Source organism: Bacillus sp. T3 (genome assembly GCF_033449965.1).
Classification (GTDB): Bacteria; Bacillota; Bacilli; order Bacillales; family Cytobacillaceae; genus Bacillus_BU.
The window spans coordinates 1,179,308-1,201,904 of the sequence record NZ_CP137761.1; the positions used below are offsets into that span (position 1 = coordinate 1,179,308).

The following is a 22,597-nucleotide window of genomic DNA, read 5'->3' on the forward strand; positions in this document are numbered from 1 at the left end:
TTTCTGTATTTTATTGGGTATCTTAAAAAGAAAAGCGAGAGTGGCTTGTCTAGCCGCTGCAACTAGACAAAGAAAAGCGAAAGCGACTTGCCCCTAACCTAGTTGATTGGAGCGGAAAAATCAACGGAATAGTTGAACAGAAGGCTGGTGCTAAAAATGAATGTAAATAAGAAGGATATCATCCGTTTATTGGAAACGATTGCAATTTATATGGAATTAAAAGGTGAAAATGCATTTAAAACGGCTGCATTTAGGAAGGCTGCCGCGGCACTAGAGGCTGACGACCGAAGCTTAACCGAAATAACGGATTTTACTGCACTCCCAGGAATAGGGAAGGGTACTGCAGCTGTTATTACTGAATACATCGACACAGCCCAATCTTCAGTTTTACAGGAATTAAAAGAAGAGGTACCTGCTGGTTTAATCCCTTTACTTCAGCTTCCAGGATTGGGAGGCAAAAAAATTGCCAAGCTTTATAAGGAACTTGCGATTGAGAATATAGGTGACCTTGAAGAGGCATGTCGAGAAGGAAAGGTCCAAGCATTAGCGGGCTTTGGTAAAAAAACAGAAGAAAAAATATTAGTCTCGATTTTAGAGGTTGGGAAAAGACCAGATCGGTTACCGATTGCCTTTATGCTGCCAATCGCCGAATCGATTGAAGCAGAATTAGAAAAATTTGCTGGTGTTGAGAAATTTTCGAGAGCGGGTAGCCTGCGCAGAATGCGAGAAACAATAAAAGATCTTGATTTTATTATTGCAACAAAACAACCTGAGAGAATTAAAGAACAGCTTCTCACCCTACCAAATATTAAAGAAACCATTGCTGCTGGAAACACAAAGGTCTCGCTAACATTTGAACTTACTTATGATATTTCGGTAGATTTTCGGATTGTTAGTCCTGAACAGTTTGCTACAACTCTCCACCATTTCACAGGTTCAAAGGATCATAATATCAAAATGAGGCAGCTTGCGAAGGAACGTGGCGAGAAAATCAGTGAGTATGGAGTAGAAAATATCGAATCAGGAGAAATTTCCACCTTCACAAGTGAACAGGAATTTTACGAGCATTTCGGATTGCCATGGATTCCGCCCGAAATTCGTGAGGATGGTTCAGAGGTTGAGCATTTTTCAAAGGATACAGGTCTTATTTCATTAAAGGACATTAAAGGTGACCTTCATATGCATTCTACTTGGAGTGATGGCGCCTATTCGATTGAAGAAATGGTTGATGCTTGCCGGGCGAGAGGCTACCATTATATGGCGATTACCGATCATTCACAATTTTTAAAGGTTGCCAATGGGTTAACTCCGGAAAGACTACGTCAGCAGCTTGAACATATTCGAAAGCTAAATGAACAATATGATGATTTTACCATCCTAGCTGGAGTCGAAATGGATATCCTGCCTGATGGGACTCTTGATTACGATGATGAATTGTTAGCACAAATGGATCTTGTCATTGCTTCAATTCATTCATCCTTTTCACAATCAAAGGAAAAAATCATGGATCGCTTGAAAACGGCGCTTAAGAATGCACATGTAGATATTATCGCTCATCCTACAGGCAGGCTAATTGGCCGAAGAACGGGATATGACGTCGACATTGACATGCTGATTGAGCTAGCGAAAGAAACGAATACAGCCTTAGAGCTAAACGCCAATCCACACCGCTTAGACCTCGCACCTGAAGCCTTGAAAAAGGCACAGGAAGCAGGGGTAATGGTCGTGATTAACACAGATGCCCATAAAATCGATACATTAAGTCATATGGAAATAGGGGTCTCGGTTGCGAAAAAAGGCTGGATTGAAAAGTCATCGGTGCTTAACGCATTGTCACTTGATGAGTTACTTACATTTTTACAACGAAGACAGTAATGGGTGTCTATAAAGGGAGGATCTCTCCATGCACGAACGAGTAATGAGAGTATTAGAATTTGATAAAATAAAAGAGCAATTAGCTGAACATGTATCCTCTTCCTTAGGAAGAGATAAAGCAGTGAAATTAACGCCTTCTTCTGACTTTGCTGAGGTTGTAAGGCTTCAAGAGGAAACAGATGAAGCAGCAAATGTATTGCGGATTAAAGGGAATATTCCGCTTGGTGGCATCTTTGATATAAGGGCTCATATTAAGCGAGCAGCGATTGGCGGGATGTTAAGTCCATATGAACTAATGCAGGTGGCAAGCACGGTCCATGCCAGTCGGCAAATGAAGCGGTTTATTGAGGCTGTGTCGGAAGAAGAAATAAGCATTCCAATTTTAGTGGACTATGCAGAACAAATCATCGTTTTAGCAGAGCTTGAAGAATCAATTAAAATGGCAATTGATGATAATGGTGAGGTGCTAGACGGAGCAAGTGAGGTACTCCGCTCCTTAAGACATCAGCTTCGTACTAAGGAAGCAAGAGTCCGTGAAAAGCTAGAGAGCATGATTCGGTCTTCCAATGCATCGAAAATGCTGTCAGATGCGATTATCACGATCAGAAATGATCGCTTCGTCATCCCGGTTAAACAGGAGTATCGCAGTCATTACGGCGGGATGATCCATGATCAAAGTGCTTCAGGTCAAACATTATTTATTGAGCCGCAAATGGTAGTAGAATTAAATAATGAGCTTCAAGGGATTCGCATCAAAGAGGAACAGGAAATTCAACGAATCCTTATTGAATTAACTGTTAAGGTGGCAGAACAACAGCCCGAGTTAGAAACAATCGTTGATATATTAACCGAGCTCGATTTTATGTTTGCGAAAGCGCGTTATGCAAAGAAAATAAAAGCATCTAAGCCGTTGATGAATAATGAGGGTAGAATATCCTTAAATAAAGCTCGCCATCCGCTGATTCCAATTGATGAAGTAGTCGCCAATGACATGAATATTGGGATTGATTTTACAACGATTGTTATCACAGGACCCAATACAGGCGGAAAAACGGTCACGTTAAAAACGGTTGGCCTTTGTACTCTTATGGCACAAGCCGGCTTACAGGTTCCAGCCTATGATGGTTCGGAAATGGCAGTTTTTGATGAGGTTTATGCTGATATCGGTGATGAACAATCGATTGAGCAGAGCTTAAGTACTTTCTCGTCTCATATGGTTAATATTGTCGAAATCCTAAAATCTGTTCATTATAATAGTCTCGTCCTATTTGATGAGCTTGGTGCGGGAACAGACCCACAGGAAGGGGCGGCGCTGGCGATTTCAATCCTCGATGAGGTATATAAGCGAGGAGCTAGGGTTATTGCGACAACCCACTATCCTGAATTAAAGGCATACGGCTATAACCGCGAGGGTGTTAGCAATGCAAGTGTGGAATTCGATGTCGAAACGCTAAGCCCTACCTATAAGCTTCTAATCGGCGTTCCCGGGCGAAGCAATGCATTTGAAATATCTCGCCGTTTAGGGTTGAATGAAAGTGTTATTGAAAACGCACGGAGCCATATTAGTGCTGATACAAACCAAATTGAAAATATGATTGCTTCATTAGAAAATAGCAGACGCCAAGCAGAGTCAGAGCGGGATGAAGCTCATGATTATTTACAGGATGCAGAGCGACTACATAAGGATTTGCAAAAGGAAATGATTGAGTTTTATGAGCATAAAGACCGAATGTTTGAAAAAGCATCAGAAGAAGCTTCGGAATTAATTGAAAATGCCAAAGCGGAAGCCGAGAAAATTATTCGTGATTTACGTAAAATGCGGATTGAAAAGCAGGCAGAGGTTAAGGAGCATGAGCTAATTGAAGCGCGGAGAAAGCTTGAAGAAGCGGCTCCTCCAAAAATAGTGAAAAAATCTGCAGTTAAAGCAGCAAATAAAAAGCATACTTTAAGTCCTGGTGATGAAGTCAAAGTGATAAGCTTTGGACAAAAGGGAACATTAATCGCGAAAAAGTCAGATGGTTTATGGGAAGTTCAAATCGGTATTTTAAAAATGAAGGTAGAGGAATCAGACTTAGAATATCTCGGCAGTCCTAAGCAAGAGCAGAAACGACATTTAGCAACGGTTAAGGGTAGGGACTATCATGTCAGCCTTGAGCTTGATTTGCGTGGGGAACGCTATGAAAATGCGTTAATGCGCGTTGAAAAATATATTGATGATGCCCTGCTTGCAGCGTATCCACGCGTATCGATTATCCATGGTAAGGGCACGGGTGCTTTGCGCCAAGGTGTCCAAGAATATTTAAAGAATCATCGTTCTGTAAAAAGAATTCGTTTTGGTGATGCTGGAGAAGGTGGAACGGGAGTAACGATTGTCGAATTTAAATGAGGCAAATGCTTGAATGAGGGTGAGTGGTTCTAAATGAATCAATTCTGGGAAAACGTATTTGTGAAAACAGCTGCCTACTACAGCGTTGTCATACTCTGCTTGGTTGTCTTTTTAGCCATATTTGAGCTAGTCACGAAATATCGAAACTGGGAAGAAATAAGACAAGGCAATGTTGCCGTGGCAATGGCTACAGGGGGAAAGATTTTTGGAATTGCCAATATTTTTAGATTTGCCATTTCACAGCATGATTCTCTTGTAGCGATGATTAGCTGGGGAATATTCGGTTTTTTTCTATTACTTGTTGGCTACTTTATCTTCGAGTTTTTAACGCCTTCATTTAAAATTGACGAAGAAATAAAAAATGATAACCGTGCCGTTGGTTTCATATCGATGGTGATTTCGATTGGGTTATCCTATGTTATAGGAGCTGGGATTTAACAAGGGAGAGATTTAGCATGGAAAGATTGGCAAAGATACTGTTTGTACTTTGCGGGGATTCATTCTCATCGGGTTAATTTATTTAGTGTTTTTTGTATAAGGTAAAAGTGGAGGTTGATTTTCGGATCAGCCTCTTTTTTATTGCTGTAAGTATCCTGTTGATTTCCGCTCCAGGTGCTCCCTTTCCGCGGGGAGACCTGGAGCCTCCTCAGCGCTAAAGCGCCTGTGGGGTCTCCCGTGCCACCTTCTCCCGCAGGAGTCTCGCACCTTCCGCTCCAATCAACAGAGTGCTCAAAAATCAACGCCGTTCTTTAATGCTAAAACATTATGGTCTTTAAGCCGAATCAAGGTTTCTTCATTCTCTCATTGCCACCATTACTAGGCTGTATTATAATTAAAGTGAATATTCTAAAATTTCTGTCTAGAATAAGGAGGGAATGATTTTGACAGAATCAAGACCTTGGTTGAAGCACTATCCTGCAGAAATTCCTGCTACCCTTCACTATGATAGGATTCCAATCCATGATTATTTATATCAGGCTGCTGCCGAATTCCCAAATAAAATTGCGATCCATTTCATGGGTAAAGAATTAACTTACAAATTCCTCTACCAACAATCGTTAAAGCTCGCAAGCTATTTACAGCATATCGGAATTGAAAAAGGTGATCGAGTAGCGATAATGCTTCCAAACACACCTCAGTCGGTGATTAGCTTTTTTGGTATTTTATTTGCCGGCGGTGTCGTTGTCCAAACTAATCCCCTTTACACAGAACGAGAATTAGAGTACCAAATGCGTGATTCAGGTGCTAAAGTAATAATTTGTATGGATATTCTATTCCCACGCGTTACAAAAATAAAAGAAAAGACCGAATTGCAGCACATTGTTGTAACCGCTATAAAAGACTATCTCCCCTTTCCGAAAAATCTCATCTATCCCTTCATCCAAAAAAAGCAGTACGGTCTTATTGTTAATGTAAAGCATGAAGGCCATCATCATTTATTTACCGAAATTATCAAATCCCCAATTGGAACATTATCTAAACCAGAAATCGATTTTGAAGAGGATTTAGCCGTGCTACAGTACACTGGAGGAACAACTGGCTCCCCAAAAGGGGTGATGCTGACTCATAAAAATTTAGCCTCCAATACAATCATGTGCAAGGCGTGGCTTTATAAAAGCAAAAAAGCAAAGGAAACGATATTAGGTATTGTCCCATTCTTTCATGTCTATGGTATGACAACTGTTATGCTGCTCAGTGTTTTAGAAGCGCAAAAAATGGTTCTATTACCTAAATTTGTTCCTGAAACCGCTCTTAAAACGATTCAAAAGCAAAAACCTACGCTTTTTCCAGGTGCGCCAACCATTTATATTGGCCTATTGAATCATCCTGATTTTAATAAATATGATCTATCATCGATCGAATGCTGCATAAGTGGGTCTGCCCCATTGCCTGTTGAGATTCAGCAACAATTTGAGGAAGTAACAGGAGGAAAGCTGGTGGAAGGATACGGTCTAACCGAAACATCACCAGTGACACATTCCAACTTTCTGTGGGATCGTCCTCGAGTTAGTGGTAGCATCGGTGTGCCTTATCCAGATACTGATGTAGAGATTCGTTCGCTTGAACATGATCAGTCTGTTCCATATTACGAAATTGGTGAAATTGTGATTAAAGGTCCACAAGTAATGAAAGGCTATTGGAATCGAGCTGAAGAAACAGCGATAACGCTTCGAGATGGATGGCTGTACACCGGTGACTTAGGGTATATGGATGAAAATGGATATTTCTATGTCGTCGACCGCAAAAAAGACATTATCATTGCCGGTGGATTCAATATATATCCACGTGAAATTGAAGAGGTATTATATCAGCATGAGGATGTTGCTGAAGTAGTTGCTGCCAGAGTTCCAGATCCATATCGAGGTGAAACCGTCAAGGCGTACATCGTCCTAAAGGAAGGCTCGACGGTCACACAGGAGGAATTAGACCGATTTACGCGCAAACATTTAGCAGCTTTTAAGGTCCCAAGAATCTATGAATTTCGAACAGAGCTACCTAAGAGTGCAGTCGGAAAAATCTTAAGGAGAGCTTTGATTGAACAGGAAAATATGAAAATTGAAGAAGAGGAGGAGGAAAAACGAGCCTAAATGGCTTCATTTGAAATACGTTGAAAAGGATAAAGGAAAGGGAAGAGCGCAAGCGCTTTTGAATTCGACAAAGAGTTATTCACGAAATCTGAAAAAGTCGCTTGCGCATATTAAAATAATTGCCGAAATATGGCTTTTTTTATTGAACTCTTAAACCTGATAAAATCTTGACAGATAATTTTCAGAATATTATAGTAAAACTTATGAATGGTTATTCATTCAATCTATAAATTCCCCCATACATAAATCTCTTAAAGGGAGAGATTACCTTGAAAAAAGATAAACCAAAATATCGACAAATTATAGATGCGGCTGTCATTGTTATTGCCGAAAATGGCTATCATCAGGCACAGGTTTCTAAGATTGCGAAACAGGCAGGCGTTGCTGATGGGACAATCTATCTTTATTTTAAAAATAAGGATGATATCCTTGTGTCGCTTTTTAGGGAAAAAATGGGGAATTTTGTAGAAAATGTTCAGACAAAAATTGCAGGATTTAGTACAGCGGCAGAGAAGTTATTAATCATGGTTGAAGCCCATTTTGACATGCTGTCAAATGATCACTATTTAGCAAGGGTCACACAGCTAGAGCTTAGACAAGCCAATATCGAACTTAGAATCAAACTCAATGATGTTCTGAAGGGGTATTTAAAGGTTGTTGACCAAATATTGGCGGAAGGAATCGAAAATGGAGAGTTTGAAAAATCTCTTGATACTCGCCTCGCTCGTCAAATGATTTTTGGCACGATTGATGAAACAATTACAACATGGGTCATGAATGAGCAAAAATATGATCTTGTTGCACTTGCCCCAAAGGTACAGCATTTATTGCTTAATGGTTGTGCGAATCATTAGCATGATAAATGGTTAATACGTACCACGAAGGAGGATTTAAATTGGAATTTTTAAAATGGTCTACAGCTGATCATATCGCAACGATTACGATTGCAAAAGCCCCAGCAAATGCACTTTCTTCAAAAGTCTTAAAGGAATTGTCGCTTATATTAGATGAAGTAGAGCAGGATGAAAATGTAAGGGTTATCTTAATTCATGGAGAAGGCCGCTTCTTTTCTGCAGGAGCTGACATTAAAGAATTCACAACCATTGAAAACGGTGAACAATTTAGCGAGTTAGCCAGATTGGGCCAAAATTTGTTTGAGCGGATGGAAGGCTTTGCAAAACCAATTATCGCTGCTGTTCATGGTGCTGCCCTTGGTGGAGGCTTAGAGTTGGCGATGGCATGCCATTTCCGCTTAGTTAGCGAAAATGCAAAACTAGGTTTACCAGAATTACAGCTTGGATTAATCCCTGGGTTCGCAGGAAGTCAGCGTCTGCCACGACTTGTTGGGACAGCTTTCGCTGCTCAAATGTTATTAACGAGCACACCGATTACAGGTGTTGAAGCAGTCAGAGCTGGGCTTGCTAATCATGCCTATCCAGAAGTGGAGCTATTGGAAAATGCCAATAAGATTGCCCGCCAAATTGCAAAGAAAAGTCCAGTTGCCGTAAAAGCAATTCTTGAACTCTTTAGCTATACTAAACCAGAAAAGTTTCATGCTGGTGTTGAGCGAGAGGCAGTGTTATTTGGGAAAGTGTTTGAATCACTTGATGGGCAAGAAGGGATTACAGCCTTCATTGACAAAAGGGAACCAAATTTCATTGGAAAATAACCAATAAAATTTTTTAACTTAAATATTTTCAATCTTTAGAACTAGTATAATGTTCCGACAATTAACGACATTATTTTCAGGAGGGAAATTTATGAACATTTTTGTATTGATGAAGAGAACATTCGATACTGAAGAAAAAATCACGATTTCAGGTGGCAAAATTAACGAAGATGGTGCAGAATTCATTATTAACCCATACGATGAGTATGCCATTGAAGAAGCCATTCAAGTCCGTGATGCTAATGGCGGGGAAGTAACTGTTATTTCGGTTGGGAATGAAGAAGCTGAGAAACAACTTCGTACAGCATTAGCAATGGGTGCTGATAAAGCTGTTTTAATTAACACAGAAGATGACTTAGAAGCATCAGATCAATTTACAACAGCAAAAATTATCGCTGAATATTTAAAAGATAAAAATGCTGATTTAATCATTGCTGGAAATGTAGCGATTGATGGCGGTTCTGGTCAAGTTGGCCCTCGTGTTGCCGAATTACTTGATATTCCTTATGTAACGACGATTACTAAGTTAACGATTGAAGGACAGAATGTCACAGTTGTTCGTGATGTTGAAGGGGATTCTGAAGTGATTGAAACAAAACTTCCAGTCCTAGTAACAGCTCAACAAGGTTTGAATGAGCCTCGCTATCCATCTCTACCTGGAATTATGAAAGCGAAGAAAAAGCCACTAGAGGAATTAGAGCTAGATGATTTAGATCTTGAAGAAGATGATGTAGCACCTAAAACAAAAACAATCGAAATTTATTTACCGCCTCAAAAAGAAGCAGGTAAAGTCCTTTCTGGCGATATCGCTGATCAAGTAAAAGAACTTGTAAACTTACTTCATACAGAAGCGAAGGTTGTTTAATACACAGAAATCGATTGAACGCTCGGTCACTTTTTGAAAACACACGCGGGAGGTTAATATAATGTCAAGAAAAGTATTGGTTGTTGGGGAAGTACGTGAGGGTACATTACGGAATGTTTCCTTTGAAGCCATTGCTGCAGCTAAAACCGTTGCAGAAGGCGGAGAAGTTGTTGGGGTACTAATCGGGGACGCGGTAAGCGGCTTAGGACAAGAATTAATTCAAAATGGTGCAGATCGTGTTGTTGTCGTTGAGGATGCTGCATTAAAGCAGTACACTTCTGATGGATTTACACAAGCGTTGATTGCGGTTGTCAATGCAGAATCACCAGAGGGAATTGTCATTGGACATACAGCACAAGGAAAAGATCTTGCTCCAAGAATCGCAGGTAAATTAGATTCTGGTTTAGTTTCAGATGTTACAGCTATCGAAGAAGCGGGTGGCAACATCGTATTCACACGCCCAATCTATTCAGGTAAAGCATTTGAAAAGAAAGTGGTAACGGATGGAATTATATTTGCCTCTATTCGACCAAACAATATTGCGCCATTAGCAAAAGATGAAGCAAGAACAGGTGAAGTAGCAACACTTCAGGTAGAAATCAAAGACTTACGTGCCATCATTAAAGAAGTTGTTCGTAAGGCAAGTGAAGGTGTTGATCTTTCTGAAGCGAAAGTTGTCATTGCAGGTGGTCGTGGGGTGAAAAGTGAGGAAGGCTTTGAACCACTTAAAGAATTAGCCAATGTACTTGGTGGAGCTGTAGGTGCATCACGTGGTGCGTGTGATGCGGATTATTGCGATTATTCTTTACAAATTGGACAAACAGGTAAGGTTGTTACTCCAGACCTTTATATTGCTTGCGGTATTTCAGGAGCAATTCAGCATTTAGCTGGTATGTCAAACTCTAAAGTTATTGTTGCAATCAATAAAGATCCTGAAGCCAACATCTTTAAAGTAGCAGATTACGGGATTGTCGGTGATTTATTCGATGTCGTTCCGCTGTTGACTGAAGAATTTAAAAAGCTTAAGGTCCTTCAATAAAATAATGAAACGGGCGGAACCTCCGTCCGTTTTTTCTTATATAAAAGGATGGATTTTGTCCTGAAAGTATAAGTATTTTTAATGGAGATTCTGGGCAAAGTACGTACGAAACATATCATTAGCAAGATAAAACAAAGGGTGTTATACTGACGATAAGATTTAAGTTTAATTATAGGAGGATTTAGAATGGCAATAACACACGCAACAGATGAAACTTTCAAAAACGAAACTGGATCCGGCACTGTGCTGGTTGACTTTTGGGCACCTTGGTGCGGCCCTTGTAAAATGATTGCTCCTGTACTTGAAGAGCTTGATAGCGAATTAGGCGAAAAAGTAAAAATCGTTAAAGTCGATGTAGATGAAAACCCAGAAACTGCTGGTCAATTCGGAATCATGAGTATTCCAACTTTACTCGTTCTTAAAAACGGTGAAGTGGTTGATAAAGTAGTAGGTTTCTCACCTAAAGAAGCTCTTGCAGGTGTACTTGAAAAACACATTTAATTCCCAACACCAAATGGTGTGTTTAAAAGCTAATCTTTTGCCCATGAAATCGGGTCAAGGATTAGCTTTTTCCTTTGTTTGTGCTAAAGAACGGTGTTGATTTTGAGCACTCTGTTGATTGGAAAGTGAGCACCTGGAGCGGAAATCAACAGACGAATTTAACACAGCTTACCTTTTTCCATTTCTTTGCTCCTATTTTGAATGAAAAATGGTTTTGCATCATCATTTAAATAAGGTAACATGATATCAGTGAGAAAAACAGCTTGGGGTGAAATAAATGAACGAAACCATAAAAAATAAGCTCACCCTTCTGCCAGATCATCCAGGTTGCTATCTGATGAAGGACAGACAAGGTACAGTGATCTATGTTGGAAAAGCAAAAATACTAAAAAATCGGGTCCGCTCTTATTTTACAGGTTCACACGACGGAAAAACTCTACGGCTTGTAAATGAAATCGAGGATTTTGAATATATAGTCACTTCGTCCAATATTGAAGCACTTCTTTTAGAAATTAATTTAATTAAAAAATATGATCCTAAATACAATGTGATGCTTAAGGATGATAAAACCTATCCTTTTATTAAGCTAACGTCCGAACGACATCCGCGCTTAATTACAACGCGCAAAGTCAAGAAGGATAAAGGGAAATACTTTGGACCCTATCCAAACGTTCAAGCAGCGAATGAAACAAAGAAATTGCTTGATCGAATCTATCCGCTCCGAAAATGTTCGACTCTTCCTGACCGTGTTTGCCTTTATTATCATATGGAACAATGCTTAGCCCCATGTATTAAGGAAGTTAGTGAAGCGGAATACAAAACACTAACCGATGAAATTACGCGTTTTTTAAATGGTGGATATAAGGACATAAAGGACGAACTGACAGTGAAAATGACAGAAGCAGCTGAGCAACTTGATTTTGAACGGGCAAAGGAATATAGGGATAAAATTATTCATATTGAAACCATTATGGAAAAGCAAAAAATGACCATGACCGATTTTACTGATCGCGATGTGTTCGGCTATCGGGTCGATAAAGGGTGGATGTGTGTCCAAGTTTTCTTTATACGTCAAGGAAAGTTAATTGAGCGGGATGTTTCGATGTTCCCAATCTATGATGAACCTGGAAGAAGAAATATTAACGTTTCTCGGTCAATTTTACAGTAAAGCCAATCACTTTAAACCAAAGGAAATCCTTGTTCCAGGAGAGTATCGATACAAATATCGCCGAACAAGTTCTGAATGTGAAAGTATTGGTACCTAAGCGAGGTTCGAAAAAAGAACTGGTAAAGTTGGCAGAAAAAAACGCATCCATCGCTTTAAAAGAGAAGTTTGCCTTAATCGAACGAGATGAACAAAGGACGATTAAAGCGGTTGAAAATCTTGGTGAGAGTTTGGGAATCTATACACCGCATCGAATTGAGGCATTTGATAACTCCAATATCCAAGGAACTGACCCTGTATCTGCTCTCGTTGTGTTTATCGATGGGAAGGCAAGGAAAAATGAGTACCTGGAAATATAAAATCAAATCAGTTACAGGTCCAGATGACTATGAGTCAATGCGTGAGGTAACGAGAAGAAGGTATTCTAGGGTATTAAAAGAAAATCTCCCCCTTCCGGATTTGATTATGATCGATGGCGGTAAGGGGCATGTTGAGGCAGTAAGAGATGTGCTCGAAAATGAGTTAGGTTTAGATATACCGATTAGCGGTTTAGTAAAGGATGATAAACATCGGACATCTCAGCTTCTTTACGGAAATCCGCTACAAATCGTCCCACTTGAACGGAATAGTCAGGAATTTTACTTGCTGCAAAGGATTCAAGATGAAGTTCATCGATTTGCGATTACCTTTCATCGCCAGCTGCGTGGGAAAAATGCGTTCCAATCACTACTTGATGATATTCCTGGTATCGGCGAAAAACGGAAAAAGCTTTTGTTAAAGGGCTTTGGTTCTGTAAAAAAAATGAAGGAGGCAAGTGTAGAGGAGATTGTTGCACTTGGAATTCCTGAAGCCGTTGCGAAAGAGCTGTTAGAGAAACTTCAAGCCAATTGATTTTAAAAGGTTATTTATTTTAAGCATGAATGGAGGCTGACTCACAATTTGAGTCAGCCTGATTATATTTATTCTTTTTCAATTATATCTTTTAAATCCCATTTTACAGTGAATTGGACCTTTGATCCCTTTTTTCGCGGATGCTCAAATGCCTCTGACAAGACCCCTTTTTGATATTCAGTTTGCTGAGCTAAAAAACCAGATTCAAGATGAAAGGTACAATCAGGAAATGATTTTAGCCGATCAGTAATAATCTCACTTTCAAGTTCAAATAACATTTCCTGTTTTGATTGAGATTTTATTGATAGATTTCCCCAGCCAGCTTTATGAAAAAATGCAAGAATCTCATCGACTGTGTGAAGAGGATATTTCCGTGCCAGTCTTTTTCCAGCCCAATAAAGATGTTCTGGTGTATCCTTTCCAAGTAAATCCTTCAATAAATCCTCCCGAATTAAATTGTAGCCGAATACCGGGACTGAATGCTCTTCCTTTTGAATCAATTTTTCTTGTAATGTAAGTTCAGTCAATGCTCTCCCCTCTTTCTCTAGGTCTATTATATACATTTTTAGTCCAAACAGTCATGAGATTTTCATCCAATCCCAGAATTCAAAATCTAACTTCATTCTACATATGCTATACAAAATTTGTAGAAAGCACCGATCTTAAATAAAGGAATTAAGAGAGGATGTGGCAGAATCAGACATTCTTCTGTTATTTATCTGAAATTTCTGAAAAACAAATTATTCTAAAAAAAGTTAAATTTCAACAAAATGTTGAATACGTTTTCTTGACGCGTTCAAAAGACAGGGGTAAAATATATTTGTTACAAAATTGTTAGAAATTGCTGAATCGTTCTTAAAATTGATGATTTTGACTCTTTTGAAAACGATGCAGAGCACTCGTAACGCCATTATATATCATTAGGGGGGGTAAGCTTATGGCAGAGAATCGAGAATTTTTTTATCGAAGATTGCATTCATTGCTGGGGGTCATTCCAGTTGGACTGTTCCTTACGCAGCATTTAGTCGTGAACCATTTTGCGACCAAAGGGGTAGAGGCTTTTAACGACGCTTCACATTTTATGGAAAATTTACCATTTAAAATGGTGCTTGAAACGTTTGTTATTTTCTTGCCATTATTATTTCATGCAATCTACGGGCTTTATATTGCATTCACAGCGCAAAACAACGTGGGTAGATTTGGTTTCTTCCGAAACTGGATGTTTGCCCTTCAACGGGTATCTGGGGTTATCACCCTTATTTTCCTAGCATGGCATGTTTGGGAGACCCGAATTGCTGCAGCAATGGGCGCAGATGTTAATTTCGACATGATGGCTAATATTTTATCTAATCCATTCATGTTAGCATTCTACATTGTTGGTGTCATTTCTGCAATTTTCCACTTTGCAAATGGCTTATGGGCATTCGGCGTTAGCTGGGGCATCACAGTTTCTCCGCGTTCTCAACAAATCTCTACATATGTAACGCTTGGAATTTTTGTTGCCTTATCCATCGTTGGTGTACGTGCATTATTAGCATTTGTTTAATAGCTTAGACGAATCATAGTTTAGTAGACCAATATGGAAAAAGACACTAGGAGTTAAGGGAGTGAACCACGATGAGTAAAGGAAAAGTAATTGTAGTCGGTGGTGGTTTAGCCGGCTTAATGGCTACAATAAAGATTGCTGAACATGGAACGCCAGTTGAATTATTCTCATTGGTTCCAGTTAAGAGATCTCACTCTGTTTGTGCCCAAGGTGGTATTAACGGAGCTGTTAATACAAAAGGAGAAGGCGACTCTCCATGGGAGCATTTTGATGACACCGTATATGGTGGAGACTTCCTTGCAAACCAACCGCCAGTTAAGGCGATGTGTGATGCAGCACCAGGAATCATCAATATGCTAGATCGTATGGGTGTTATGTTTAACCGTACGCCAGAAGGATTGCTAGATTTCCGTCGTTTCGGTGGAACACAGCATCACCGTACGGCTTTTGCAGGAGCAACAACTGGACAACAGTTATTATATGCATTAGATGAGCAAGTTAGAAGATTTGAGGTTGATGGCCTAGTAACAAAATATGAAGGCTGGGAATTCCTTGGAGCAGTCATTGATGACGAAGGAATTTGCCGTGGGATTACTGGACAAAATTTAGCATCTATGGAAATTAGAACATTTGCTGCAGATGCTGTTATTTTAGCAACTGGTGGTCCTGGGATTATTTTTGGAAAATCAACAAACTCTGTTATCAACACAGGATCAGCTGCTTCAATTGTTTACCAACAAGGTGTTTATTATTCAAACGGTGAGTTCATCCAAATTCACCCAACTGCGATTCCAGGGGATGACAAGCTTCGTCTTATGAGTGAATCTGCTCGTGGTGAAGGCGGTCGTGTATGGACATACAAAGATGGTAAGCCGTGGTATTTCTTAGAAGAAAAATATCCTGCATACGGGAACCTAGTTCCACGGGACATTGCGACTCGTGAAATTTTCGATGTGTGCGTAAACCAAAAACTAGGAGTCAATGGCGAGAACATGGTCTACCTTGACCTTTCTCACAAAGATCCTCATGAGCTTGACGTTAAGCTTGGTGGTATCATTGAAATTTACGAAAAGTTCACAGGTGAAGATCCTCGTAAATTACCAATGAAAATCTTCCCTGCAGTTCACTATTCAATGGGTGGATTATGGGTTGATTTCGATCAAATGACGAATGTTCCAGGATTATTCGCAGCTGGTGAATGTGATTATTCACAGCACGGTGGTAACCGCTTAGGTGCAAACTCATTGTTATCAGCTATCTACGGTGGTATGGTAGCAGGTCCTAATGCATTGAAATATATCGATGGATTAAGCAAGAGCGTTGATTCTATCTCTTCTACAGTATTTGATCGTTATGTACAACAAGAAGAAGCAAAATGGAATAACGTTATGTCTTTAAATGGAACTGAGAATGCCTATGTTCTTCATAAAGAGCTTGGTGAATGGATGACTGACAATGTAACAGTTGTTCGTTTTAATGATAAATTACAACAAACTGATGATAAAATTCAAGAGCTTCTTGAACGTTATAAAAATATTAATATCAACGATACGGCAAAATGGAGCAACCAAGGTGCTGCGTTTACACGTCAATTGGAGCACATGCTTCAGTTAGCTCGTGTTATCACTTTAGGTGCACTTAACCGCAATGAGAGCCGTGGTGCTCACTATAAACCGGAATTCCCTGACCGTGATGATGAGAATTTCTTAAAAACAACGATGGCGAAGTTTGTAGATTCAAATTCTGCGCCAGAAATTAGTTATCAAGATGTTGATGTTTCATTAATTAAACCACGTAAGCGTGACTATTCTAAGAAGAAAGGGGAGTAATTAAACATGGCTGAACAAAAAACAGTTCGTTTTGTTATCACTCGACAAGATGGCCCAAATTCTTCCCCTTATACGGAAGAATTTGAAATTCCATATCGTCCGAATATGAATGTAATTTCCTCTTTAATGGAAATTCGTCGTAATCCGGTCAATGTTAAAGGAGAAAAAACAACTCCTATTGCATGGGATATGAACTGTTTGGAGGAAGTTTGTGGTGCTTGCTCGATGGTGGTCAATGGTAAACCACGCCAGTCTTGTACTGCTCTAATTGATCAATTAGAACAGCCAGTAAGACTCGAGCCAATGCGCACATTCCCGGTTGTTCGTGACCTACAGGTTGACAGAAGCCGGATGTTTGATTCCTTGAAAAAGGTAAAAGCATGGATTCCAATCGATGGAACATATGATTTAGGTCCTGGACCTCGTATGCCAGAAGTGAAACGTCAATGGGCATATGAATTATCAAAATGTATGACTTGTGGAGTATGTTTGGAAGCTTGTCCAAATGTAAACAGTAAATCTGCTTTTATTGGACCTCAACCATTGTCACAAGTTCGTTTATTTAACGCTCATCCAACAGGGGCAATGAACCGTGGTGAACGTCTAGCTGCTATTATGGACGAAGGTGGATTAACAAATTGTGGTAACTCACAAAACTGCGTTCAATCCTGTCCAAAAGGCATTCCATTGACAACTTCAATCGCTTCTTTGAATCGTGATACAACGATTCAATCATTCCGTAATTTCTTCGGAAGCGATCAAGTTTAATAAATGATGCTGCCCTTTTCCGTAACGGAAAAGGGTTTTTTATAGGTTATAAGTTTGTAAGACGGGTAGAAAAAGGCTCGATTAAACAAAAATAGCCTGGCTTTTAATAAACTGATAAAATAGAACTAGAAGAAATGCTGCTCTTTGTCAATTAAATAAAAAAAGGTAAGCCTATTTTTTGCAAATAAATCACAAAAAGCGCTCTCTTTCAAGGAAAATTAGTCACTCGATAACTTTTTCTTACATATGATATCGTGACTAAATATATACCCACCCCGCGGTTCATAGCTGGCGAAGGCAAGGAGGGTTACAGTACTTGAAGGAGAATGAATATACTCACAAGCCATTACTTACCAAACGTGAAAGAGAAGTGTTCGAACTGTTAGTCCAAGACAAAACCACAAAAGAGATCGCTAGTGAATTATTTATAAGCGAAAAAACAGTTCGAAATCATATTTCGAATGCCATGCAAAAGCTTGGTGTTAAGGGGCGTTCACAAGCTGTTGTAGAGCTCCTTCGTATGGGAGAGCTAGAGCTTTAATGAAGACCGGCTTACCTTTACAGGGAGGCCGGTTAACATATTTTTGATAGGGTATGGTTATCACCGTTTATTGGCTATTATTGTTGCTTGAAATTTTTATTCAAAAGATAGAAAATAAGAGAAACGTCGGAGTCGTCAAGTTTATATGGGAGATGGGATTATGGGATTTGATGATAAAGTTCAAATGAACAATGTGGCTGACGTTGAAAAGGATTTACGATACATATCAGGAATCATTAAACAAAAGGGACGAGAAATCCTTAACAACTATACAATTACTCCACCGCAATTCGTTGCATTGCAATGGTTGTTTGAAGATGGAGATATGACTATCGGTGAGCTTTCATCGAAAATGTTTTTAGCCTGCAGTACAACGACGGATCTGGTTGATCGAATGGAAAAAAATAATTTGGTTTTGCGTGAGAAAGATCCTGCCGATCGTCGAGTAGTACGCATCCACTTATTAAAAGAAGGTTTGCGAATAATTGAAGAAGTAATTATAAAGAGACAAGACTATTTAAAAGAAGTTTTAAGAAATTTTACAACCGAAGAAATTTGTAGCTTACGTACAAATTTAATAAAATTGCACCAAGGTATGCGAGAAGAATGAGGCGATAAGTTTTGAATACACCAATTGGTATTATTGATTCAGGAGTCGGCGGGTTAACCGTTGCAAAAGAAGTAATGAGACAGCTTCCAAATGAAAATATTGTTTATTTGGGCGACACTGCTCGTTGTCCTTATGGGCCACGGCCTAGTGAAGAAGTGCGACTGTTCACTTGGCAAATGACCCATTTTTTATTGCGAAAAGACATAAAAATGCTCGTGATCGCCTGCAACACGGCAACAGCAGTCGTCTTAGAGGAAATAAGCAATAAGCTGCCGATTCCTGTAATTGGTGTTATCTACCCGGGATCTAGAGCCGCGCTCAAGCACACTCATAATCATAAAATCGGGATTATTGGGACAGAAGGAACGGTTAAAAGCAAAGCATATGATAAAGCATTAAAATCATTAAATAAGCAAATTCAAGTAAAGAGCCTCGCTTGCCCTAAGTTTGTACCGCTGGTAGAAAGTGGTGAATACTCGGGCTCGGTTGCAAAGAAAATGGTTGCAGAAACCCTGCAACCATTGCGTAAAAGCGAAATTGATACATTAATTTTAGGTTGCACTCATTATCCACTTCTTGATCCTGTTATTAAAAATGTAATGGGGAAAGGGGTTAGTGTTATCAGTTCTGGTGAAGAAACTGCCCGTGAAGTTAGTACAATCCTGTCCTATAAAGGAATCCTTAATGAAAGTGAAGTTGAGCCAAAGCATGAGTTTTACACTACAGGTTCAAGTACAATTTTTGCAAAAATAGCTTCAGAGTGGCTGGAGCGACCAATAGAAGTAGTAGAAACAATTAAATTAGGAAAACGGTTTGAATCATATTAGATTCAAGCCGTTTTTTTATTGTAAAAATAGTCTGTTGATTTCCGCTCCAGGTGTTCCCTTTCCGCGACACCTTCTCCCGCAGGAGTCTCGCACCTTCCGCTCCAATCAACAGATTGTCCAAAAATCAATAACGTTATTTCTCACATTTTTTTGTAGACAGTTTGAAATCCTTTATTTGTTTTGTCCAAAAATCTTTCACTAAGACGGTCTAAAATTGAAAAAGGCTCGTATATATGTAGTACAAACTGTCTTAGGAGGTATTATAATGTCTTTAAATAAAAGTACATGTTTTATTTCTGCTGTCTTCATTTTGTCAATGCTTCTAACGGGCTGCGGATTGCTGGGTGGAGAGGAAAAAAAGCAAATGGATCCTCCTCAAGAAGTAACATATGAAGATAAGGGAACGATTGATACAAAAGAAACAACTAAAGTGACAGAATCGACGAAAAAACAGTCGGCAAAAGAAAAGGAAGAAGCAAATACGACTGTAATGACAGAACTATATTTGCTCGATAAAGAAGGCTATGTCGTTCCGCAAACGATTGCGCTTCCGAAAACGGCTGGAATTGCCAAGCAAGCCATTGAACACCTCGTCATCAATGGTCCTGTTTCGGAAATGCTTCCGAATGGTTTTCAAGCAGTGATCCCGGCGGATACACAAGTATCAGTAGATATTAAAGACGGAGTGGCAGTCGTCGACTTCTCGAAGGAATTTGCAAATTATAAAAAAGATCAGGAGTTGAAAATTCTTCAAGCGATTACTTGGACACTTACGCAATTTGACTCAGTTAACTCAGTTAAAATACAAATGAATGGCAAACAATTAAACGAAATGCCTGTAAATGGTACGCCGATAAGTGATAAACAAAATCGTGCCACTGGGATTAATATCGATGCGAAAGATGTAGTGGATCTTGCCAATACAAAGGCAGTAACAGTCTATTTCGTTGGTGGAGAAGCTGGAGACTATTATTATGTACCAGTCACTCGACGGGTTGATAATAAAGAAAAGGATAATATTAAAGCTGCGATTGAAGAATTAGTAAAGGGTCCTAGCTATACAACAAACTTACTATCAGAGTTTGATGCAGGAGTCGCATTATTAGATGATCCTAAGATTGAAAATGGTAAAGTTACCTTAAACTTTAATGAAGCCATTTTCGGAAGTTTTAAAGAAAAAATAATTTCTGATCATTTATTAAATGCCTTAGTGTTAACTTTAACTGAGCAAAAAGGGATTGAAAGCGTTGCGGTGAAGGTTAAAGGAAAAGCGGAGCTTGTAACAGAAAAGGGAGAAAAACTTTCAGAACCCGTAACACGACCTGAAAATGTCAATACAGGTAGTTTTTAAAAATAGATATTTGATATACTATATATTGGGACATTAAAGGGGTTGGCATCTTTTTGCCAACTCTTCTTTATTTAATGGCAAGCTATGTTAATGAATATTGTTAATTTTGAGGAGGATAAAAAATGCGTGTTGATGGACGTGAGAATACACAGCTTAGATCTGTTACGATAGAACCAAATTATTTAAAGCACCCAGAAGGTTCAGTATTAATATCAGTTGGAGATACAAAGGTAATATGTAACGCTAGCATAGAGGAGCGTGTTCCTCCTTTTATGAGAAATACGGGTAAGGGATGGATTACAGCAGAATATTCGATGCTACCTAGAGCGACAGAACAACGCAATATCCGCGAATCCTCAAAAGGGAAGGTAACAGGCAGAACAATGGAAATCCAACGCTTAATTGGTCGCGCGTTACGTGCTGTTGTCGATTTGGAAGCATTAGGAGAAAGAACGATTTGGATTGACTGTGACGTGATCCAAGCAGATGGTGGGACACGAACAGCATCGATAACGGGAGCATTTGTTGCAATGTCAATAGCAGTAAATAAGCTCTTACAAGAAAAGAAACTTGCGAAACTGCCAATTATCGACTATTTAGCAGCTACTAGTGTTGGTGTCTTACCAGAGGGAAATGTTATTCTTGATTTAAATTACATAGAAGACTCACAAGCCGCTGTTGATATGAATGTGGTCATGACCTGGTAAGGGTGAGTTTGTAGAATTACAAGGAACCGGCGAGGAATCGACTTTTACCTATAGTCAGTTACAGGAACTATTAGCTGCAGCGCAAACAGGTTTAAACGAATTGTTTACCATTCAACAAGAAGCAGTTGGAGGTAGCATTGCCGCGAATATTGGTCAGTAAGTTATTTTTCAATCGTGCAAAGTGATAACTGCGTTTTACAGGGGGGATAAATATGAAGGAAATCATAATTGCAACAAAGAATGCCGGGAAAGCAAAGGAATTTCAGCAAATGTTTGAACCAAGAGGATACAAAGTGTTAACTCTACTTGATTTTCCTGAACTAGAGGATGTGGAGGAAACTGGGACTACCTTCGAAGAAAATGCAAAAATTAAAGCAGAACAAATTTCTCAAACTTTAGGAAAAATGGCCATCGCTGATGATTCTGGACTTGAAGTGGATGCGCTGGATGGAAAGCCAGGGTGTTTTCTGCTCGCTATGCAGGTGTTGCCAAAAATGACGAAGCAAATATTGATAAGGTGTTAGAAGAACTTACAGGTGTACCTGATAACGCGAGAACAGCTAGGTTCTATTGTGCACTGGCGATTGCAGTCCCTGGCAGACAAACGGCCACAGTCCACGGAACTTGTGAGGGTGTCATTTTACACGAGCGAAAAGGTACAAATGGTTTCGGTTATGATCCAATTTTCTTTTCACTCGATGAAAATCGTTCCATGGCCGAGCTATCGAGTGCGGAAAAAAATCGTATAAGTCATCGTGGCAAAGCACTGAACAAGCTAAATGAGCAATTTAATACTCTTTTTGAAAAGGAAGAGAAACGATGACCAAAATTTTGATTGTAAGCGACAGCCATCGTTGGATAGACGAGCTTGATTCGATTAAAAAAAGGCATCAGGCTGAAGTTGACTTGATGATTCATTGTGGTGATTCTGAGCTTGAAGCTGATCAGCCTGAAATGGAACGGTTTATTACGGTAAGAGGAAATTGTGATTATGAAGATAAATTTCCAGAGGAAGCAGAAGTTAACGTTGGAGGGCATAAAATATTCATCACTCATGGACATCTTTTTGCGGTTAAATCAACGATAATGAATCTAAATTACCGTGCTCAGGAGTTAGGGGCGAATATTGTTTGCTTTGGCCACTCACACTATCTTGGCATGGAGCAGATTGATCATACACTCTTTATCAATCCTGGTAGTATTAGGCTGCCTCGCGGGCGTAAGGAACGGACCTATTGCATATTGGAACTAATAGATAATAAGGCTGATGTAACAGTTTACGATCTTAATGATGGAGAACTTGAAGAGCTTAGACGAAGTTTTATTCTTTCCAACGATGCATAATTTTTTTATAATAAAGAGGAAGGATTGATTCTTTCCTCTTTCCTCAAAAAAAAATAATAATTGTGTTGACATATATATGTTGAACTAATATAATT

Annotated in this window: 18 protein-coding genes and 3 pseudogenes; 20 read left to right on the forward strand and 1 reads right to left on the reverse strand. The window is 39.3% G+C overall.

Features of this window, described 5'->3' with window-relative positions:
* Window positions 1–156: 156 nt before the first annotated feature.
* The 10 genes and pseudogenes from polX (at window position 157) to uvrC (ending at window position 12,979) form a co-directional block, all read left to right on the forward strand.
* Window positions 157–1,875 carry a DNA polymerase/3'-5' exonuclease PolX gene (gene polX / locus RGF10_RS06035; RefSeq protein ID WP_318508101.1) on the forward strand — a complete coding sequence of 573 codons (1,719 nt, stop codon included), beginning with the start codon at window positions 157–159 and terminating at the stop codon, window positions 1,873–1,875.
* 28 nt (window positions 1,876–1,903) lie between these two features.
* Complete coding sequence (locus tag RGF10_RS06040) at window positions 1,904–4,261, forward strand: endonuclease MutS2 (protein WP_318508103.1); 2,358 nt, start codon at window positions 1,904–1,906, stop codon at window positions 4,259–4,261.
* A gap of 33 nt (window positions 4,262–4,294) precedes the next feature.
* The gene (locus RGF10_RS06045) at window positions 4,295–4,699 is read left to right on the forward strand and encodes a DUF350 domain-containing protein (protein ID WP_318508105.1); all 405 of its coding nucleotides are present in this window, start codon (window positions 4,295–4,297) and stop codon (window positions 4,697–4,699) included.
* 443 nt (window positions 4,700–5,142) lie between these two features.
* A complete protein-coding gene (locus RGF10_RS06050; protein WP_318508107.1) occupies window positions 5,143–6,849 on the forward strand; it encodes an AMP-binding protein in 1,707 nt (568 codons plus the stop codon).
* 269 nt (window positions 6,850–7,118) lie between these two features.
* Window positions 7,119–7,703, forward strand: a complete 585-nt coding sequence (locus RGF10_RS06055; RefSeq protein WP_318508109.1) for a fatty acid metabolism transcriptional regulator FadR — start codon at window positions 7,119–7,121, stop codon at window positions 7,701–7,703.
* Window positions 7,704–7,744: 41 nt separating this feature from the next.
* Window positions 7,745–8,518, forward strand: coding sequence for an enoyl-CoA hydratase (locus tag RGF10_RS06060; protein ID WP_318508111.1), 774 nt, complete (start codon window positions 7,745–7,747; stop codon window positions 8,516–8,518).
* Window positions 8,519–8,609: 91 nt separating this feature from the next.
* On the forward strand, window positions 8,610–9,383 hold the full coding sequence (locus tag RGF10_RS06065; RefSeq protein ID WP_318508113.1) for an electron transfer flavoprotein subunit beta/FixA family protein: 774 nt from the start codon (window positions 8,610–8,612) through the stop codon (window positions 9,381–9,383).
* Between the two features lie 61 nt (window positions 9,384–9,444).
* A complete protein-coding gene (locus tag RGF10_RS06070; protein ID WP_318508115.1) occupies window positions 9,445–10,422 on the forward strand; it encodes an electron transfer flavoprotein subunit alpha/FixB family protein in 978 nt (325 codons plus the stop codon).
* 186 nt (window positions 10,423–10,608) lie between these two features.
* Window positions 10,609–10,923: a thioredoxin gene (gene trxA, locus RGF10_RS06075; protein WP_318508117.1), complete on the forward strand. Its 315-nt coding sequence runs from the start codon at window positions 10,609–10,611 to the stop codon at window positions 10,921–10,923.
* Between the two features lie 277 nt (window positions 10,924–11,200).
* Window positions 11,201–12,979: pseudogene (gene uvrC, locus RGF10_RS06080) on the forward strand (excinuclease ABC subunit UvrC).
* Between the two features lie 68 nt (window positions 12,980–13,047).
* On the opposite strand, the gene RGF10_RS06085 reads toward uvrC, so the two are convergent.
* Complete coding sequence (locus RGF10_RS06085) at window positions 13,048–13,506, reverse strand: YslB family protein (protein WP_318508119.1); 459 nt, start codon at window positions 13,504–13,506, stop codon at window positions 13,048–13,050.
* Window positions 13,507–13,916: 410 nt separating this feature from the next.
* Between RGF10_RS06085 and RGF10_RS06090 the strand changes: the two genes are divergently transcribed.
* The 10 genes and pseudogenes from RGF10_RS06090 to RGF10_RS06135 all read left to right on the forward strand — a co-directional run bounded on the left by RGF10_RS06090 (window position 13,917) and on the right by RGF10_RS06135 (window position 22,502).
* A complete protein-coding gene (locus RGF10_RS06090) occupies window positions 13,917–14,525 on the forward strand; it encodes a succinate dehydrogenase cytochrome b558 subunit (protein WP_318508120.1) in 609 nt (202 codons plus the stop codon).
* Window positions 14,526–14,596: 71 nt separating this feature from the next.
* Window positions 14,597–16,354, forward strand: coding sequence for a succinate dehydrogenase flavoprotein subunit (gene sdhA / locus RGF10_RS06095; RefSeq protein ID WP_318508122.1), 1,758 nt, complete (start codon window positions 14,597–14,599; stop codon window positions 16,352–16,354).
* A 6-nt stretch (window positions 16,355–16,360) separates the two neighbouring features.
* The gene (sdhB, locus tag RGF10_RS06100) at window positions 16,361–17,122 is read left to right on the forward strand and encodes a succinate dehydrogenase iron-sulfur subunit (RefSeq protein WP_318508124.1); all 762 of its coding nucleotides are present in this window, start codon (window positions 16,361–16,363) and stop codon (window positions 17,120–17,122) included.
* A gap of 316 nt (window positions 17,123–17,438) precedes the next feature.
* On the forward strand, window positions 17,439–17,663 hold the full coding sequence (gene gerE / locus RGF10_RS06105; protein WP_019154738.1) for a spore germination transcription factor GerE: 225 nt from the start codon (window positions 17,439–17,441) through the stop codon (window positions 17,661–17,663).
* Between the two features lie 160 nt (window positions 17,664–17,823).
* Complete coding sequence (locus RGF10_RS06110; protein ID WP_318508129.1) at window positions 17,824–18,273, forward strand: MarR family winged helix-turn-helix transcriptional regulator; 450 nt, start codon at window positions 17,824–17,826, stop codon at window positions 18,271–18,273.
* An 11-nt stretch (window positions 18,274–18,284) separates the two neighbouring features.
* Window positions 18,285–19,100: a glutamate racemase gene (racE, locus tag RGF10_RS06115; RefSeq protein WP_318508131.1), complete on the forward strand. Its 816-nt coding sequence runs from the start codon at window positions 18,285–18,287 to the stop codon at window positions 19,098–19,100.
* A 265-nt stretch (window positions 19,101–19,365) separates the two neighbouring features.
* Window positions 19,366–20,451 (forward strand): GerMN domain-containing protein, encoded by a 1,086-nt coding sequence (locus RGF10_RS06120; protein ID WP_318508132.1) that lies wholly within the window; start codon window positions 19,366–19,368, stop codon window positions 20,449–20,451.
* A 122-nt stretch (window positions 20,452–20,573) separates the two neighbouring features.
* A pseudogene (gene rph / locus RGF10_RS06125) lies at window positions 20,574–21,318 on the forward strand (ribonuclease PH).
* Window positions 21,319–21,370: 52 nt separating this feature from the next.
* Window positions 21,371–21,981, forward strand: a pseudogene (locus RGF10_RS06130) (XTP/dITP diphosphatase).
* The gene (locus RGF10_RS06135; protein ID WP_318508134.1) at window positions 21,978–22,502 is read left to right on the forward strand and encodes a metallophosphoesterase family protein; all 525 of its coding nucleotides are present in this window, start codon (window positions 21,978–21,980) and stop codon (window positions 22,500–22,502) included. The pseudogene RGF10_RS06130 and the gene RGF10_RS06135 overlap by 4 nt, the downstream one beginning before the upstream one ends.
* Window positions 22,503–22,597 lie beyond the last annotated feature (95 nt).

Coding starts and splice junctions, on each gene's coding strand:
- RGF10_RS06090 (WP_318508120.1), top strand. CDS start 13,917: ATGGCAGAGAATCGAGAATTTTTTTATCGAAGATTGCATTCATTGCTG.
- sdhA (WP_318508122.1), top strand. CDS start 14,597: ATGAGTAAAGGAAAAGTAATTGTAGTCGGTGGTGGTTTAGCCGGCTTA.
- RGF10_RS06040 (WP_318508103.1), top strand. CDS start 1,904: ATGCACGAACGAGTAATGAGAGTATTAGAATTTGATAAAATAAAAGAG.
- RGF10_RS06120 (WP_318508132.1), top strand. CDS start 19,366: ATGTCTTTAAATAAAAGTACATGTTTTATTTCTGCTGTCTTCATTTTG.
- trxA (WP_318508117.1), top strand. CDS start 10,609: ATGGCAATAACACACGCAACAGATGAAACTTTCAAAAACGAAACTGGA.
- RGF10_RS06110 (WP_318508129.1), top strand. CDS start 17,824: ATGGGATTTGATGATAAAGTTCAAATGAACAATGTGGCTGACGTTGAA.
- RGF10_RS06065 (WP_318508113.1), top strand. CDS start 8,610: ATGAACATTTTTGTATTGATGAAGAGAACATTCGATACTGAAGAAAAA.
- RGF10_RS06070 (WP_318508115.1), top strand. CDS start 9,445: ATGTCAAGAAAAGTATTGGTTGTTGGGGAAGTACGTGAGGGTACATTA.
- sdhB (WP_318508124.1), top strand. CDS start 16,361: ATGGCTGAACAAAAAACAGTTCGTTTTGTTATCACTCGACAAGATGGC.
- polX (WP_318508101.1), top strand. CDS start 157: ATGAATGTAAATAAGAAGGATATCATCCGTTTATTGGAAACGATTGCA.
- RGF10_RS06135 (WP_318508134.1), top strand. CDS start 21,978: ATGACCAAAATTTTGATTGTAAGCGACAGCCATCGTTGGATAGACGAG.
- RGF10_RS06045 (WP_318508105.1), top strand. CDS start 4,295: ATGAATCAATTCTGGGAAAACGTATTTGTGAAAACAGCTGCCTACTAC.